Source organism: Riemerella columbipharyngis (genome assembly GCF_900101995.1).
In the GTDB taxonomy this organism is placed as follows: Bacteria; Bacteroidota; Bacteroidia; order Flavobacteriales; family Weeksellaceae; genus Riemerella; species Riemerella columbipharyngis.
In genome coordinates, this window is the sequence record NZ_FNAS01000004.1 from 100211 (window position 1) to 116467 (window position 16257).

Genomic DNA, 16257 nt, shown 5'->3' on the forward strand with positions numbered 1-16257 from the left:
AATGGATATAAAAAAATTAGAACCAAAGATTATTTGGAAGAACTTTGAGGCACTTAATTCCGTACCTCGTCCTTCCAAAAAAGAGGAGAAAATCATTGCATTTATCAAAGATTTTGGAGAAAGCTTAGACTTGGAAACTTCTGTGGATGAAATAGGCAATGTGCTTATCAAAAAACCAGCTACCCAAGGAATGGAAGACCGGGAAACCATTGTGATGCAAGCGCATTTAGATATGGTATGCCAGAAGAATAATGATGTGGATTTTGACTTTGATACTCAGGGGATTCAGATGTACGTAGATGGAGATTGGGTAAAGGCGAAAGGGACTACACTCGGTGCAGATAACGGATTAGGTGTAGCGTCTATTATGAGTGTTTTGGAAAGTAGTGATATCCCTCATCCTGCCATTGAAGCCTTGTTTACTGTAGATGAAGAAACGGGAATGACAGGAGCCTTTGGATTAAAACCGGGTATGCTTACAGGTAATATTTTACTTAATCTTGACACCGAGGAAGACGACGAGATAGACATAGGCTGTGCAGGAGGAGTAGATGTAACGGCTAATCAAAGCTATGAAACACACAATGTAAGTGGGGAGCTGGTGGAGATTCAGGTGAAAGGGCTTAAAGGAGGGCATTCTGGTATGGATATTATTAAAGGATTGGGCAATGCCAATAAAATCCTTGCGAGGCTTTTGTTGTTAGGTGTGAACAAAGGACTGGAACTTGTGGAGATAGACGGAGGCGGACTAAGGAATGCTATTCCGAGAGAAGCTAAGGCAGTTATAAAAATTCAAAATCAAGAGGCGTTTTTACAAGAGCTGGAACATTTGAAATCCGAAATTAAAGAAGAATTTCAGACTTTGGAAAAAGACCTTGATATTGTTACAGAAAAAATAGATGCAGAAGGGCAGGCACTTTCGTACGAGAATTCCGTGAAAATAGTACGGGCTATCAATGCTGCTCACAATGGAGTGTTCCGTATGTCACCGGATGTAGATGGATTGGTAGAGGCTTCTAATAATGTGGCAAGAGTAAAATTGAAGGAAGGTAAGTTCCAAGTGCAAAATCTTACGCGTTCATCTGTGGAATCCAGTAAGTTTGATTGTGCCAATCAATTAAAATCTGTATTTGAATTAGCAGGGGTAGATGTAGAGTTCAGTGGTTCTTATCCGGGGTGGAAGCCAAAACCCGGTGCAGAAATCATTAAAATAATGGAGAAAATTTATGAAAAAGATTTTGGCGAAAAACCTCAAATTGTGGCTTGCCATGCCGGATTGGAGTGCGGTATAATAGGTGCCAACTATCCTAAAATGGAAATGGTAAGTTTCGGCCCTACCATTAGAGGGGCACATTCGCCTGATGAGCGTGCGAGTATAAAATCTACTCAGAAATTTTGGAAGTATCTAAAAGAAATTTTAGCAAATATTCCTCACAAAAAATAAGTTAAACATTAGATTTGCGGAAGAGGTTGTTCTTCCGTATTTTTTTATCTAATAATTATGGAATACCAATTTAGAAAAGCAAAAACCGACGATGAGGCTGCTGTTTGGGAGATTTTAAAATCAGCAATCCACCGGCGTAGATTAGACGGTAGTTCCCAGTGGCAAGATGGCTATCCCAACATGGAAATTTTAAAAAATGATATTAGGCAGGAAGCAGGTTGGGTACTCGTCGGCGGTGAGATGGTTTGTGGCTATGTAGCCATATACGGCGAAGAACCGGCCTATGATGATTTGAAACAAGGGAACTGGCTTTCCAATGGAGTATTTATAGTGATACACCGCTTGGCGGTATCAGAGGGTTTAATAGGTAGAGGTTTAGCCCAAAAGATTTTTGAAAAAGTAGAAGAATTTGCACGGCAGAAAGGCATAAAAAGTATAAAAGCAGATACTAATTTTGACAACTACGCGATGCTCCATATTTTCAAAAAAATGGGGTACAGCTATTGTGGTAAAGTCTATTTCAGAGGAAGTGAACGCCTTGCTTATGAAAAATTAATCTAAACTTCATATAAAATAAATACATTACTAAATAAAGAAATAAAGATCTTTTTATTTTTTTTATAATGTAGTGCATGGTTTTTTTTATTTTGTTTTGTTTTTTTGGGGGGTGTTAAATTTGCAATCTTCAATTAAAAATTAAAAATATGAAGAAGATTTTTATTTTGCCTTTGGTGGTAATTTCAAGCTTTATGTTTTCTCAGACTGGGAATGTAGGGATTAACACCGATACACCTACTAATGCACTACATGTAAAAGCACCCCAAGATCCATTGAAATTAGAAGGGCTTCAAACTCTTGCAAACCCAGATAGGTCTTACAACTTAGTAGCAGTGGTGAAAAAATCATCTACGAGCCGTACGGTAACTAGAGGTGTAGAAGTTCCTTATGAAAATGCTGCAAATGTTTGGATATGGGATTTGTCTAACCAAGTCCCTGATGGGGGCTATATGGTAGACGGAAACTCTTCGTGTATTATTACTTTGCCGAAAGCAAAAGAAGGCTCTCGTATTTTCTTCTTTCCTTGGGGAGGTCCAGGGGTAACGGGAAGTGCCGGAAAAAATACAACATCTCAATACGCTGGCTCTTCAGATGAAAATGTTAGAGAGAATGTTACTTATAAATTTAAAGGTAGTGATAATGGTTCTTTATCTGAGCCCAGCTACGATGGACTTTTCCAGCAAACACAGAATGGTTAAACCGTACTCCAGATGGTTCAAATAAAAATCTTACATTAGTATTGGCCCAGCCGAGAAATAGAGTTCGTTTCCGTTATAATCTTATAGAATTCATTGTAATTGCTGGAAAATAGTAGTATGTTTATAAATGATACGAATATAATCTAAAATAAAAAGCGGTAATAACAGCCGCTTTTTATTGTTTTTGTAAGGGTGTTCTCATTTTATCATATCTAGAAATTCTTGTTCGTCTATAATTTTTACAGTGCCTAAGGCTTGAGCTTTTTTTAGTTTGCTACCGGCTTTTTCTCCTACTACTAAATAATTTAAATTTTTGGATACGGCAGAGATGTTTTTTCCGCTGTGCCGCTCTACCATTTCTTCTGCCTGCTCTCTGGTAAAGAGGGAAAGCTTTCCTGTAAAAAGAAATGTCTTTCCCTGCAATATGTTACTCTGTGTATTGGTCTTTTGTGTGTCTTTTGCCAGCTGTACGCCGTAGTTTTTCAGGCGTTCTATCATCATTAGATTTTCACTATTGCCAAAGAATGAGGCGATACTGTCGGCTATCTTTTCGCCAATGTCTTCTACCTCTACGAGTTCTTCTTTGGAAGCTGCCCTTAGCGTGTCTATGTTAGGGAAAGTTTTTACCAGTTTTTTAGCGACTGTTTCCCCAATGTGTTTAATGCCTATTCCGTATAAAACCTTTTCGTAGGGAATGCTTTTGGATTTCTCTATGCCGTCTAAAATATTTTGGACAGATTTTTCTGCCATTCTCTCCAATGGAAGCAGTTGCTCTTTGGTAAGGGTATAAAAGTCTGCAGGATTTTCTATTAAACCTTCTCTAAAAAGCTGTGCTATGGTCTCTGCTCCAAGACTCTCTATATTGAGCGCTTTCCGAGAGACATAGTGTATCATTTTTCCCATTATCTGGGGCGGACAGTGCATCTCATTAGGGCAAAAATGTTGTGCTTCTCCATTTTTTCTTACAAGAGGCGTGCTGCACTCTGGGCAGTGGGTAATGTACTCTACTTCGTTAGCATCAGATTTTCTTTTTTCTTTGTTTACACCCACGATTTTTGGGATAATCTCGCCTCCTTTCTCTACATAGATAAAGTCACCATTGTGTAGGTTGAACTTTCGGATAATATCTTCGTTGTGTAGAGAGGCTCTTTTTACAATTGTTCCGGCTAAAAGCACAGGTTCTAAGTTTGCCACTGGGGTAACCGCTCCCGTACGTCCTACTTGGTAGTCAATGCTTTTTAGCCGTGTTTCTACTTTCTCTGCCTTGAATTTGTAAGCCATAGCCCACCTTGGTGATTTGGCAGTGTAGCCCAGTTCCTGCTGTTGTTTCAGGCTGTTTACTTTAATTACAATCCCGTCTATGTCAAAGTCTAAATGGTGTCTTGCTTGTTCCCAATGGTCGATGAATGCCTTTACCTCTCCCATAGATTTGCAGAGGCAGGCTTCTTTGGACACTCGGAATCCCCATTCTTTGGCTTTTTGCAGCAGTTCCCAGTGAGTGCTTGCAGGGGTGTTGTCGGAGACATATTGATAGAGTACTGCCGAAAGCCCTCTTTTTCTTACCTCTGCACTATCTTGTATTTTGAGACTTCCACTGGCGGTATTTCTCGGATTCATAAAGGGGTCTAAACCTTCTTCTTCGCGGGCTTTGTTTATTTTGTCAAAATTCTTTCTATTGAGGTAAATCTCTCCCCGCATATAGAATTGAGGCGGAAAATCTCCTTTGAGTCTTAGCGGAATATCCAAAATAGTTTTTACATTATTGGTGATTTCATCTCCCTGAAAGCCGTCTCCGCGTGTAACGGCTTGTTTGTAAATACCGTTTTCGTAAAGTATTGATATAGAGGCTCCATCGTATTTTAGTTCTGCTACAAACTCTATGTCTTCATCTATCGTTTTGGTAAGTCTATTTTCCCAGTCGGCAAGGTCTTGGAGGCTGTAAGAGTTATCCAAAGAATACATTCTGAAACGATGCTGTACGGTAGGAAAATTTTTCGTAATGCCTCCACCCACTCTTTGTGTAGGGGAGGTTTCGTCATAATATTCAGGGTGTGCGGATTCCAATTCCTGTAACCTTTTCAGCATTTCATCAAACTCAAAGTCTGAAATGGTGGGGTTATCAAGGATATAGTAATTGTAATTATGCCGCTGCAAAGTTTCCCTAAGCAGCTCTATTTCTTTTTGGATGCTGTCTTCTGCCATTTTCGTAGTATTAGAATACAAATTTAATTATTTTTCGCAGAGATTAAGCGTTTAAGAGAAGGCTTCTTTCTTACTTAGACGCATGGCTGTACGCCGAATGATGAGATGTAATGGTTTTCTACAGTGTATAATTTGTGATAATTACCACTAATTTTTATAAATTTTTAAAATAGGTTAATATTCATATAAATTATATATTTTTTATCAATCAAGCTTTTATAGCATGGGCATACAGATAGTGATATATAAAGGGAGAAGCTAAAATCCAAATATTTATAATCCTAAAGATTATCGCTTATAATTTATTTTACTAAATTTGCAGTTATCAATTAAACCTTTATATTAAAATCAAATGGATATATTCGAACGCATAAAAGAAAACCCAGGTCCACTGGGGCAGTTTGCAGACTATGGAGAGGGGTATTTTGTATTTCCAAAATTAGAAGGTCCCGTAGGACCGAGAATGAAATTCCAAGGAAAGGAAGTTATTTTCTGGAGTGCTAATGACTACTTGGGGCTTTGTAATCATCCAGAGGTAAAAGCTGCCGATGCCAAAGCGGCAGAAGAATATGGAATGTTTTACCCAATGGGAGCCAGAGCAATGTCGGGAGAAACACCGTACCACCAGCAGCTGGAAAAAGAATTGGCAGAATTTGTAAAAAAAGAATCGGCTTATTTGTTAAATTTCGGCTACCAAGGTATGCTGTCCATTATAGATGCTTTGGTCTCCAAAAATGATGTTATCGTATATGATGTAGATTCTCACGCGTGTATAGTAGATGGGGTAAGGCTTCATATGGGAAAGAGATTTACCTTTAAACATAATGATATAGAAAGCGTAGAGAAAAATCTGCAAAGAGCTACAAAAGTAGCAAATGAAACAGGTGGAGGTATTCTGCTCATTACAGAAGGCGTTTTCGGAATGAGAGGTCAGCAGGGCAAGCTGAAAGAGATTGCCGCACTTAAGAAAAAATATAACTTCCGAATGCTGGTAGATGATGCCCATGGTTTTGGTACATTAGGTAAAACAGGAGCCGGAGCCGGAGAGGAGCAGGGATGCCAAGATGATATAGATGTATACTTCTCCACTTTTGCAAAATCAATGGCTGGTTTTGGAGCTTTTGTCGCAGGGAATAAAGAAGTTATCAGATATTTGAAATATAATATGCGTTCGCAGATATTTGCGAAATCTCTCACTATGCCGATGGTGATAGGAGGACTGAAGCGTTTGGAACTTCTGAGAAGCCGTCCCGAAATAAAAGCAAAACTTTGGGAAAATGTCCGCAAACTACAAAACGGACTGAGAGAAAAAGGATTTAATTTAGGAGATACCAATACTTGCGTAACACCGGTATTTATAGAAGGAACGCCGGTAGAGGCTACTTTATTAGTAAAAGATTTGCGAGAAGAATACGGTGTATTTACTTCGGTAGTAGTCTATCCTGTGATTCCTAAGGGAATGATTTTGTTAAGGCTTATTCCTACTGCATCTCATACAGATAAGGAAATAGATGAGACCATTGCAGCTTTTGAAGCAATACACGATAAGCTGGTAAGTGGTTACTACAAAAAACAGGCGGAAAAATTATTAAATGAGAAAGGATTGGAATTTAAGCCTATATAGATAAAGGAAAGTTTCATAAAAAAGCAGTACTCTAATGGTTTGAGGTACTGCTTTTTTTTGTTTTTATTGTTTATTGCAAATTTTGAAAAAGTATATTTACTGAAAAAAATACTATACTTTATCAGTTTGTAAAATTCAAAAAATATATTACCTTTGTAAGCAATCAAAAAAAATAATTAAATGATTATACAAAAAACTACACAGCCCCGAATACATAATTTTGATCCTAAAAATTTTACTTTCGGCAATGATTTTATAGACCATATGCTCATTTGCGAATACGAAAATGGAAAGTGGGGAGAACCTAAAATTATGCCTTATGGTCCGCTAGGATTTACCCCTGCTATGATGGGTATCAACTACGGACAGGCTTGTTTCGAGGGAATGAAAGCATATAAAGATAAAAATGGAGATGTGTTTTTGTTCCGTCCAGAAAAAAATTTCAAAAGAATAAACAAATCGGCAAAACGACTTGCGATGCCGGAAATTTCGGAAGAAATATTTATGGAAGGGCTTAAAGCATTAGTAGATATTGACAGAGATTGGGTGCCCTATGGAGAAGGAACTTCTCTATATCTTCGCCCCTTGATTTTTGCTACAGAAGAAGCCCTAAAAGCGAGAATAGCCACTAAATATATGTTCGCCATCGTTGCAACACCGGTAAAAAACTATTATTCAGAGCCTATAAGTGTGAAAATAGCAGATTATTATTCCCGTTCAGCAAGTGGAGGGGTAGGCTCTGCCAAAGCTGCAGGTAATTATGCCGCTGCATTTTATCCTACTAAACTGGCTAATGAAGAGGGCTACGAGCAGATAATATGGACAGATGATAATACGCACGAATATTTTGAGGAAAGCGGTACGATGAATGTCTTCGTAAGAATAAACGATACTATCTATACCCCGCCTGTGTCGGAGAAAATACTTGATGGAGTTACAAGAGATAGCTTTATACAGCTGGCAAAGCATAACAATATAGAGGTAAAAGATGAGCCTATAAGCGTAAAATTAGTATTAGAAGCTCATAGCAAAGGAGAATTAAAAGAAGTATGGGGGGTAGGAACAGCTGTGGTAACAAATGTATTCAAAGCATTGGGCTACAAAGATAAGAAATATAACTTGCCGGATTTGAAAGAAGAGGAGTCTTTCTCATTAAAACTAAAAAAACAATTAGTGGGAATTCAGACAAATGAAGCAGAAGATCCTTTTGGATGGAGGATAAAAGTGGAAAAGAAATATTAAATGATAAAATAAATAAGAGCGTTCGGAAATACCGGACGCTTTTTTATATTTTTCAAGATGGGAGTAAAATGGGAAATGGAGTGTAAATAAAAAAACGCCCTATTTAAGGGCGTTTTGTGGTCCCACCTGGGCTCGAACCAGGGACCACCTGATTATGAGTCAGGTGCTCTAACCAACTGAGCTATAGGACCAATGAATTTAGGTTATTAGTAAATGACCATTGGTTCATTGTTTTGAGTTGCAAATATAGGCTTTTTTATTTAATTTCAAAAATATTTTAAGATTTTTTTTAGAGTATTTTAGTTATCTAATGCGATATATTGATATAAAGGATGTTTGGATATTGTAAAGTTTAAGCTTTTTATTTAGTTTTTGGTTGATTTTATATTGAATTTATTTGAAATACTCTTTAATAAACTTGTTAAATTTAATAATAATAAAATGTGTTGTTTAGCTAATTTATTGCTGTATTTACTTAATCTTTCTTTTTAAGAATGGTGTAACTGAGTAAAATACATTCTGTTTGTGTATTTTTGTAATCATTTGAAAATATTATTTAAATTCAATTAAAATAGAAAACATCTTAAATTTATTATTTTTGAAGGTTAAAAAATCGGGAATTTTATTCGGATTTTATTTATAAAACCACCTCAATACTGAAGTGGTTTTATGATATTGAATTTTATCCTAAATAAGGATATTTGTAATCTGTAGGTGGTACAAAGGTTTCTTTAATACTTCTTACAGATACCCAGCGGAGAAGATTCATTTTAGAACCGGCTTTGTCGTTAGTTCCTGAGGCTCTTGAGCCGCCGAACGGCTGTTGTCCCACTACTGCACCTGTCGGTTTGTCATTGATGTAGAAGTTTCCGGAAGCATTCTCTAATGCCTTGTAAGCCTCGTCTATCGCATAGCGGCATTGTGCAAAGATAGAACCTGTAAGCGAGTAAGGAGAAGTTTCATTTACGAGTTTTAGTGTTTCTGCCCACTTCTCATCTTCATAGACATAAACAGTAAGTATAGGTCCGAAAATTTCTTCTATCATACTTTCGTACTGAGGATTTTTAGCTTCAATGACAGTAGGGTGTACAAACCAGCCCTTAGAGTCGTCATACTGTCCGCCAATGATTACTTCTGCATCCGCAGATGCTTTTGCTCTCTCGATATAACCTTTGCATTTCTCGAAAGAGTTTTGGTCAATTACAGCATTTACAAAATTAGAAGGATCTTCTGGAGAGCCTACTTTTATGGTGTTTATTTGGCTTTCCATAGAAGCTTTTACCTCGTTCCAAAGAGATTTAGGAACATAAGCTCTGGAAGCTGCCGAACATTTTTGACCTTGATATTCAAAAGCACCTCTTACAAGTGCCGTAGCTACAGCTTTTATATCAGCGGAAGGGTGAACCATTACGAAGTCTTTACCGCCTGTTTCACCTACGATTCTTGGATAGGATTTGTAGTTGTGGATATTGTCGCCTATCATTTTCCACATTCCTTGAAATACTTTTGTAGAACCTGTGAAATGTAGTCCGGCAAAATCAGGGTGGGCTAACACTTTCTCTGCGGTTTCTTTGCCATCTGTAAAAATCATATTGATGACACCGTCCGGCAACCCTGCTTCTTTGAATACTTCCATAATGACTTTGGCAGAGTAAATCTGTTTGTCTGAAGGCTTCCATACCACTACATTACCCATCATAGCCATACAAGAAGGTAAGTTTCCGGATATTGCTGTAAAGTTGAATGGCGTAACCGCAAAGCAGAATCCTTCCAACGGACGGTACTCCACTCTGTTCCAGATGCCATTGTCAGACACAGGTTGTTCCGAATACATTTCTGTCATAAACTCTACATTGAAACGCAAAAAGTCTATAAACTCGCACGCGGAGTCTATCTCTGCCTGATGAACATTTTTGGATTGTCCGATCATTGTCGCGGCATTCAGTTTGTTTCTGTAAGGTCCGGCGATGAGGTCTGCAGCCTTTAAGAAAATAGAAGCTCTCTGTTCCCAGCCTAAAGCATTCCATTTTGCTTTAGCTACCAAAGCCGCATTTATAGCATCATCTACATGGCTCATATCACCTTTGTGATAAAAACCAAGATTGTGATGATGGTCTTGGGGCGAATTGATCTCTACTTTGTTATCTGTTTTTACTTCTTTACCACCTATAATCATAGGTACTTCTACTTGTTTGCCCCACATCTCTTTGTAGGTAGCGATGAGCGCCTCGGCTTCATTAGAACCCTTAGCATAGGCTTTTACAGGTTCGTTGATTGCAATAGGCACTTGTGAAATTGCTTTTGACATATTGTTTTATTTTTGTTGATTATTATAAATTTATTTTTAGGTTAAGATTTACTTGTGTGGTAATAGGCCAACATTTTGTAATACAATTTTGCAGCTAAAAAAGCAGTAGGCTTAGCCATAGGAGAGTCCATCAGTTCTACAATATCAAAGGCTACGACATTGCATTTCTCAAAAACGCGTTTTAATAATTCAAGGGTAGGATACCACTGCAATCCGCCTGGCTCGGGAGTTCCGGTAGAAGGAGCTATCGCCGGATCAAAGGCATCTAAATCTATGGTAATATAAACATTACCGGACACTTTCTCAAGGACGTCATCTATCCAATCTTCTTTTTTGGCAATTTGGTGCGCCCAGAAACAACGCCCTTCCGGCACATACTGCATTTCCTCTTTATCCATAGAGCGGATACCTACTTGTACAAGATTATGCTTTTGGTTAGCTTCAAACACAGCACAAGCGTGGTTGCTTGTAGAGCCGTGGAATTCTGGTCTTAAATCTGTATGAGCATCTAATTGCAAAACAGTAAGGTTTTCATATTTTTCTCCCACAGCTCGTATAGACCCAATAGACACAGAATGCTCGCCTCCGAAAAGCGTAAAGAGTTTATTTTCATATTTTAGGAGTTCTTTGGTTTTTTGATAAACTGCTTCCGTCATTGCTTCGGGAGAAGAGTCTTCGGTAACTTCACCAGCCAAATACACACCTTCTAAGTATGGTTCTGTAGCGGTTTCTATATCATAAAGTTCCATATTTTCCGAAGCGTCTAAAAAGAGCTCCGGACCTTTATCAGCTCCTTTCCCCCAAGTAGAGGTGCCGTCATAAGGGACGGTAAGAAGCATTACTTTGGAAAATTCCAAAGTCGCATTTTCTTCAGGAATACCGGCGTATGTTTTCATCGTTTATTAAGGATTAAAAATATTTTTCAGTCCTCAAAGATACAAAAAAAACTTGTTTAGGATTTGTTGAGCCTAAATTGTATATAAAAATAGAATCATTAAATGCATTTATAAGAATAGAATTTAGCGGATATTTGTGAGTTATAAACTCTCTATTTGGACAACAAGGAGAGAAAAGGATTAAAATGAAGAACGCTGAAATCACTTATTGGAGTTTATTTTAAAAAAAAAGTATAGGGGAGGGGAATTAAAACAATTGTATTAGAATCGTTTCAAATGATAAAATTAGATTGTCTTTTAATGTTCAGTTAAATTTCTTGCAGGTATTCAAAAGCGGCTAAAGAGGTGTTTTTAGAATTAAGTTTATGGTAGTAAAAATCGGTAAGTCGAGAAAAATCATTATCTTTGCAAAAATTTTACAATACTTAATGAATTTATTTAGCGAAACCAACCTTAGCCCTGAGCTTCTCAAGGCTGTTGGTGAATTGGGCTTCGAAAGCCCTACGGAAATCCAAAAACAAACCATTCCTTTTATTTCTTCAGACATCCGAGACCTTATTGCGCTGGCACAGACGGGAACAGGCAAAACTGCTGCTTTTTCCTTGCCTATTTTGGATATGATAGACGATAAAAGCCGAGTGATACAGCTTTTGGTGCTTTGCCCTACTCGAGAGCTTTGTTTGCAGATTTCAAAAGATATTGCGAACTACTCCAAATTTTTGCCAAAGATTAAAAGCGTGGCAGTATATGGAGGGAGCAGCATTACGGATCAAATCAGAAAACTGAGGGAAAAACCTCAGATTATAGTGGGGACGCCGGGTAGAGTGATAGACCTTATCAATAGAAAAGCACTTGATTTTTCAAAGATAAATTGGCTCGTTCTGGATGAGGCTGATGAAATGCTTTCAATGGGTTTCAAAGACGATTTGGAAACGATTCTCAGCGAAACGCCGGATACTAAACAAACGCTTCTTTTTTCTGCAACAATGAATAAAGAAGTGGAGCGGATTTCTAAAAATTATCTTACCAATCCTCACCGTATTTCGGTAGGCTCTATCAACGAGGTGAAAAAAAACATTTCACACGAATACTATGTCGTAAACTACCGCCAAAAGAAAGAAGCCCTGAAAAGACTTATAGATGCTAATCCTAATCAGTACTCCATTATCTTCTGCCGTACCAGAATGGAAACGCAAGATGTGGCAGATTTTTTGATGCAAAACGGCTATGCAGCAGATGCTTTGCACGGAGATTTGTCCCAAGCACAGCGTGATACGGTGATGAAAAAGTTTAGACTGAAAAATATTGATATTTTGGTAGCTACCGATGTGGCGGCTCGTGGTCTTGATGTGGATTCTCTTACCCATGTGGTACATTATTCTCTGCCAGACGATCCGGAGGTATTCGTGCATAGAAGCGGAAGAACAGGGCGTGCCGGTAAAGACGGGATTTCTATGGCACTTATCAAGCCGGAGGAAACACGAAAATTGAAACAAATAAAATCTCAGACTAAGATAGAGATTAAAGAAAACAAAATCCCGAAGGGAGAGGATATTATCAAGGCCCAAGTGAAAGGCGTTTTTGAAAAACTGTTTACAGAGCACGAAGATTTTTTTGAATTTGATGACTGTCTTATTCCGGATTTGTCGGAATTTAGCAAAGAAGAATTAGCCCATCGTTTATTACAGCTTCAGCTGAGGGAATTGGCACTTTATTACCAACATAGAAATGACCTGTCCGAGCAAAAGCTACACAGAGAAGAGGATATTAAAGAAAGCCGAAGAGAGCGGGGAAGAAGAGATAGAGGAGGTGATAGAAGAATGAGAAAATCCAGAAACACAAGCTCGAATATGGTTCGTTTCTTTTTCAATCTTGGTAAAAAAGACAAACTGAAAAAGACCGATATGCTGGACATCATCAATAAAGCAACTAAAAAAGCTAAAAAAAGACCGGACATTGGAGATATAGAGATATTGGATAAATTTACTTTCTTTGAAGTGGAAAAGCCTTTTAGGCAAGAGATTTTGAATAATATATCTTCTATGAAATTCAAAGGTAAAGAAATGCGCGCAGAAGTAGCAAATTAAGTCCTTTCTATCAGAATTATAGCGTGTTGTCTCGCAGTCTTGTGTTGTGAGACATTTTTTTTGGTCGTGATATTTCTCATATGTTAATAAAAGTTAATATTAAATTTAACTTTGGATTAAGTTTATTTTTGATATTTGCATCTTGAATTAAAACAAAATAATAAAATGGGAATAGGTAATATTTTTAAGGCATTCCAACCTAAAGATAAAGTATTTTTCACATTATTCGAAGAGGTAGCAGATACCTTAGTAGAAATGTCTAATACCTTCCACGAAGGGTTGAAAGATTTTGATATCAATGATGATTCTCTTCTGAAGAAAATGAGTGAGTATGAACATAAAAACGACAATACTACTCATAAAATTTATACAGAGCTGAGTAAAAATTTCATCACGCCTTTTGATAGGGAAGATATCCACCATCTTACCAGTGCTTTAGATGATATAGCAGACTATATGTATGCCTCTTCTAAGTATATTTTCCTCTATAAAAGTCCTAAGAATAATTCGTTTGCAGAGCTTACGCTTCTCATACAGAAAGCTTGTTTGGAGATAAGAAATGCTATTATTAACCTTAAAGATTTCAAAAATATCCAAGCGGTAAAAGAATCTACCATTAAGATAAACAGCTACGAAAACTTAGCAGATGATGTGCTTAGTAATGCAATGATACAGCTTTTTGAAACAGGAGATGCCATCAATGTCATCAAAGTAAGCCAGGTTTTGAGCTATATGGAAAAAGTAACGGACAAGGCAGAAGATGTAGCTAATGTGATAGACAGTATTATCATTAAGTATTCTTAATTTTTTTTGATTTTAATCCTATGGATATACCTATACTTTTAATATTGATTATTGCAATAGCTCTACTATTTGATTTTATCAATGGATTTCACGATGCGGCCAATTCTATTGCTACAATAGTCTCTACTAAAGTTCTTACGCCTTTTCAAGCTGTTCTTTGGGCTGCGTTTTGGAATTTTTCGGCGTTTTTTATTGCTTATTTTGTGTTGAAAGAATTTAATATAGCCAATACTATTGCTAAGATTGTAAACGAGGATTTTGTCAATCTCAATGTGATATTTGCAGGTCTTGTAGCTGCCATTTTTTGGAATCTGTTTACTTGGTGGTTTGGTATACCTTCGTCTTCTTCTCATACGCTTATAGGCGGATTCTTGGGTGCGGCTCTTATGCACGCCTATATGCAGGATTATTACGCTGTGGTACAAGCCAATCCGGGATTGTCTTTTTTTCAGACGGTTGGCAGAGCTTTTCATCAGCTTTTTGGGCAAGATGTGGTGAGGTATAGCAAGGTGATTCCTACATTCTTATTTATATTTTTGGCACCGCTTATAGGTATGGTTATTTCCATCATTATTACATTAATTATTGAAAATATATTCAAAAATACAAAGCCAAATAAAGCAGATAATTGGTTCAAAAAATTACAATTGCTTTCGTCAGCGGGACTAAGTTTGTCTCATGGTCTTAATGACTCGCAGAAGGTAATGGGAGTGATAGGTGCAGCGGTAATTTTTTATCATGTGGTTATCATTAAGGATCCCGATTATCTCAATAAACTGCCGGCAGATAGGTTTAATTATTTTACACAACATTATTTTTGGGTGCCTTTTGTTTCTTTTCTTGCAATGGGATTGGGAACGATGAGCGGCGGATGGAAAATCGTAAAAACGATGGGGACCAAAATTACAAAAGTTACTTCTTTAGAAGGTGTTTGTGCAGAAGCTGCTGGAGCTGTAACGCTCTTTATCACAGAGCATTTTGGTATTCCTGTATCTACTACGCATACATTATCCGGATCTATTATAGGAGTGGGGCTTACCAAAAGAGTTTCAGCCGTAAGGTGGGGGATTACGATAAGTTTGCTGTGGGCATGGATACTTACCATTCCTATTAGTGCCATAGTAGCTGCATTGTGCTATATGCTTGTGATGTGGATATAGTACTTGATGTAATGGTATTTGAAATAGTCTGTGATAATTTATTTTATTACAGACTTTTTTATAAAAATGAAACGGCACCTTAAAAATAGAACGAAAAAATTTACCTTTGTAAATATTTTGAGCTATGAAAAAACTGTATTTATTTGATTTTGATGGAACACTTACCACCAAAGACACGATGTTCCTGTTTCTGAAGTTTTATAACAAAGGTAAATTTAGAGTGCAGTTTATCAAATACATTCCGCTTTTCGTTTTGCTCAAATTAGGGCTTCTGAATAATACCAAAGTGAAACAAAGTTTTATTGCTTCCATATTGAAAGGAGAAAAAAAATCGCGGCTTGAAGAAACGGCAGATGCGTTTTTCAGGACTTATTATCCCAAAATCATAAGACCGGCAGCATTAGAATTTATCAAAAAAATAGACAGAGGGCATACATATTGTTTTCTGGTAACGGCCTCGTTGGATATTTGGGTGAGACCTTTTGCGGAAGAGTTTGGAATGAATTTATTATCTACCGAAGCACTTTATAAAGATGATATTTTTACAGGAAGGTTTGCTACTAAGAACTGTAATGGAGAGGAGAAAGTCCGTAGAATCAATAAGGCAGTAGAGGGGCTTAGGTATGATAAAAGCATTGCTTTTGGAGATACTAAAGGGGATAAATCAATGTTAAATTGGGCAAATGAAGGTTTATTTCAATTTTTTCACTAACTTAGCCAACAAATATTTACTATGAAAAAAATATTATTAACAAGTGTTTTAGGATTGTTCGTGATGTGTAATTCGCAAAAGAAATTAACTCTTATGGAAAACAAGAATGAAATAGTATTTGGAAAATACTTATTTTACTCGGCTACTAATGGAGGTTCTGCTTCCAGAGAATATAGAATTCTAAAAAATCAGCAAGAGCTGGATAAAGTTCTGAATGGAGAGAATAGTGGTTTATTCTTGGTAGAGAAGGATAATAAAAGTAAAGATTTGTTAAAATTCCCTAAAAACCAAAAAGTCATTTATTACGCTTTGGGAGAGTTTCGCTCGGGCGTGCATACCCCAAAAGGGATAGATAGCATAAAAGTTTCCGGAGATGATTTGGAAGTTTATCTCAAAGGAAAAGAGAAAACAAAACCTTTTTCTCCCGGGCAAATGCAGTATGTAGAGCAAATAGTAACGAGACCTTGGATGGTTTTTTCAGTTCCGTCAAACTTTGAATTCAAAAATATTGTACTTAAATAA

At 37.1% G+C, this 16257-nt stretch carries 13 protein-coding genes and 1 tRNA gene; 10 read left to right on the forward strand and 4 right to left on the reverse strand.

What is annotated here, in order from left to right; all coding sequences use genetic code 11:
- Position 1: 1 nt before the first annotated feature.
- From BLS89_RS03630 to BLS89_RS03640, 3 genes are all read left to right on the forward strand, one after another.
- Complete coding sequence (locus tag BLS89_RS03630) at positions 2–1444, forward strand: aminoacyl-histidine dipeptidase (protein WP_092736150.1); 1443 nt, start codon at positions 2–4, stop codon at positions 1442–1444.
- A 57-nt stretch (positions 1445–1501) separates the two neighbouring features.
- Complete coding sequence (locus BLS89_RS03635; protein ID WP_092736151.1) at positions 1502–2005, forward strand: GNAT family N-acetyltransferase; 504 nt, start codon at positions 1502–1504, stop codon at positions 2003–2005.
- A gap of 143 nt (positions 2006–2148) precedes the next feature.
- A complete protein-coding gene (locus BLS89_RS03640; protein WP_092736152.1) occupies positions 2149–2700 on the forward strand; it encodes a hypothetical protein in 552 nt (183 codons plus the stop codon).
- A gap of 198 nt (positions 2701–2898) precedes the next feature.
- Here the strand turns inward: BLS89_RS03640 and ligA are convergent, their stop codons facing one another.
- Positions 2899–4902 (reverse strand): NAD-dependent DNA ligase LigA, encoded by a 2004-nt coding sequence (gene ligA / locus BLS89_RS03645; protein WP_092736153.1) that lies wholly within the window; start codon positions 4900–4902, stop codon positions 2899–2901.
- A 352-nt stretch (positions 4903–5254) separates the two neighbouring features.
- Between ligA and BLS89_RS03650 the strand changes: the two genes are divergently transcribed.
- Positions 5255–6526, forward strand: a complete 1272-nt coding sequence (locus BLS89_RS03650; protein WP_092736154.1) for an aminotransferase class I/II-fold pyridoxal phosphate-dependent enzyme — start codon at positions 5255–5257, stop codon at positions 6524–6526.
- Between the two features lie 180 nt (positions 6527–6706).
- On the forward strand, positions 6707–7768 hold the full coding sequence (locus BLS89_RS03655) for a branched-chain amino acid aminotransferase (RefSeq protein ID WP_092736155.1): 1062 nt from the start codon (positions 6707–6709) through the stop codon (positions 7766–7768).
- 117 nt (positions 7769–7885) lie between these two features.
- On the opposite strand, the gene BLS89_RS03660 is transcribed toward BLS89_RS03655, so the two are convergent.
- From BLS89_RS03660 to speB, 3 genes are all read right to left on the reverse strand, one after another.
- A tRNA-Ile gene (locus tag BLS89_RS03660) sits at positions 7886–7959 on the reverse strand.
- Positions 7960–8450: 491 nt separating this feature from the next.
- Positions 8451–10076 carry an L-glutamate gamma-semialdehyde dehydrogenase gene (gene pruA, locus BLS89_RS03665; RefSeq protein WP_092736156.1) on the reverse strand — a complete coding sequence of 542 codons (1626 nt, stop codon included), beginning with the start codon at positions 10074–10076 and terminating at the stop codon, positions 8451–8453.
- Between the two features lie 41 nt (positions 10077–10117).
- Positions 10118–10972 (reverse strand): agmatinase, encoded by an 855-nt coding sequence (gene speB, locus BLS89_RS03670; protein ID WP_092736157.1) that lies wholly within the window; start codon positions 10970–10972, stop codon positions 10118–10120.
- Between the two features lie 428 nt (positions 10973–11400).
- Here speB and BLS89_RS03675 point away from each other — a divergent pair, with 428 nt between their 5' ends.
- The 5 genes from BLS89_RS03675 to BLS89_RS03695 all read left to right on the forward strand — a co-directional run bounded on the left by BLS89_RS03675 (position 11401) and on the right by BLS89_RS03695 (position 16257).
- Positions 11401–13059, forward strand: coding sequence for a DEAD/DEAH box helicase (locus BLS89_RS03675; RefSeq protein ID WP_092736158.1), 1659 nt, complete (start codon positions 11401–11403; stop codon positions 13057–13059).
- A 165-nt stretch (positions 13060–13224) separates the two neighbouring features.
- Positions 13225–13863: a DUF47 domain-containing protein gene (locus BLS89_RS03680; RefSeq protein ID WP_092736159.1), complete on the forward strand. Its 639-nt coding sequence runs from the start codon at positions 13225–13227 to the stop codon at positions 13861–13863.
- 20 nt (positions 13864–13883) lie between these two features.
- Positions 13884–15023 carry an inorganic phosphate transporter gene (locus BLS89_RS03685; protein WP_092736160.1) on the forward strand — a complete coding sequence of 380 codons (1140 nt, stop codon included), beginning with the start codon at positions 13884–13886 and terminating at the stop codon, positions 15021–15023.
- 124 nt (positions 15024–15147) lie between these two features.
- The gene (locus BLS89_RS03690) at positions 15148–15735 is read left to right on the forward strand and encodes an HAD family hydrolase (RefSeq protein ID WP_092736161.1); all 588 of its coding nucleotides are present in this window, start codon (positions 15148–15150) and stop codon (positions 15733–15735) included.
- A 21-nt stretch (positions 15736–15756) separates the two neighbouring features.
- Positions 15757–16257 (forward strand): hypothetical protein, encoded by a 501-nt coding sequence (locus tag BLS89_RS03695; protein WP_092736162.1) that lies wholly within the window; start codon positions 15757–15759, stop codon positions 16255–16257.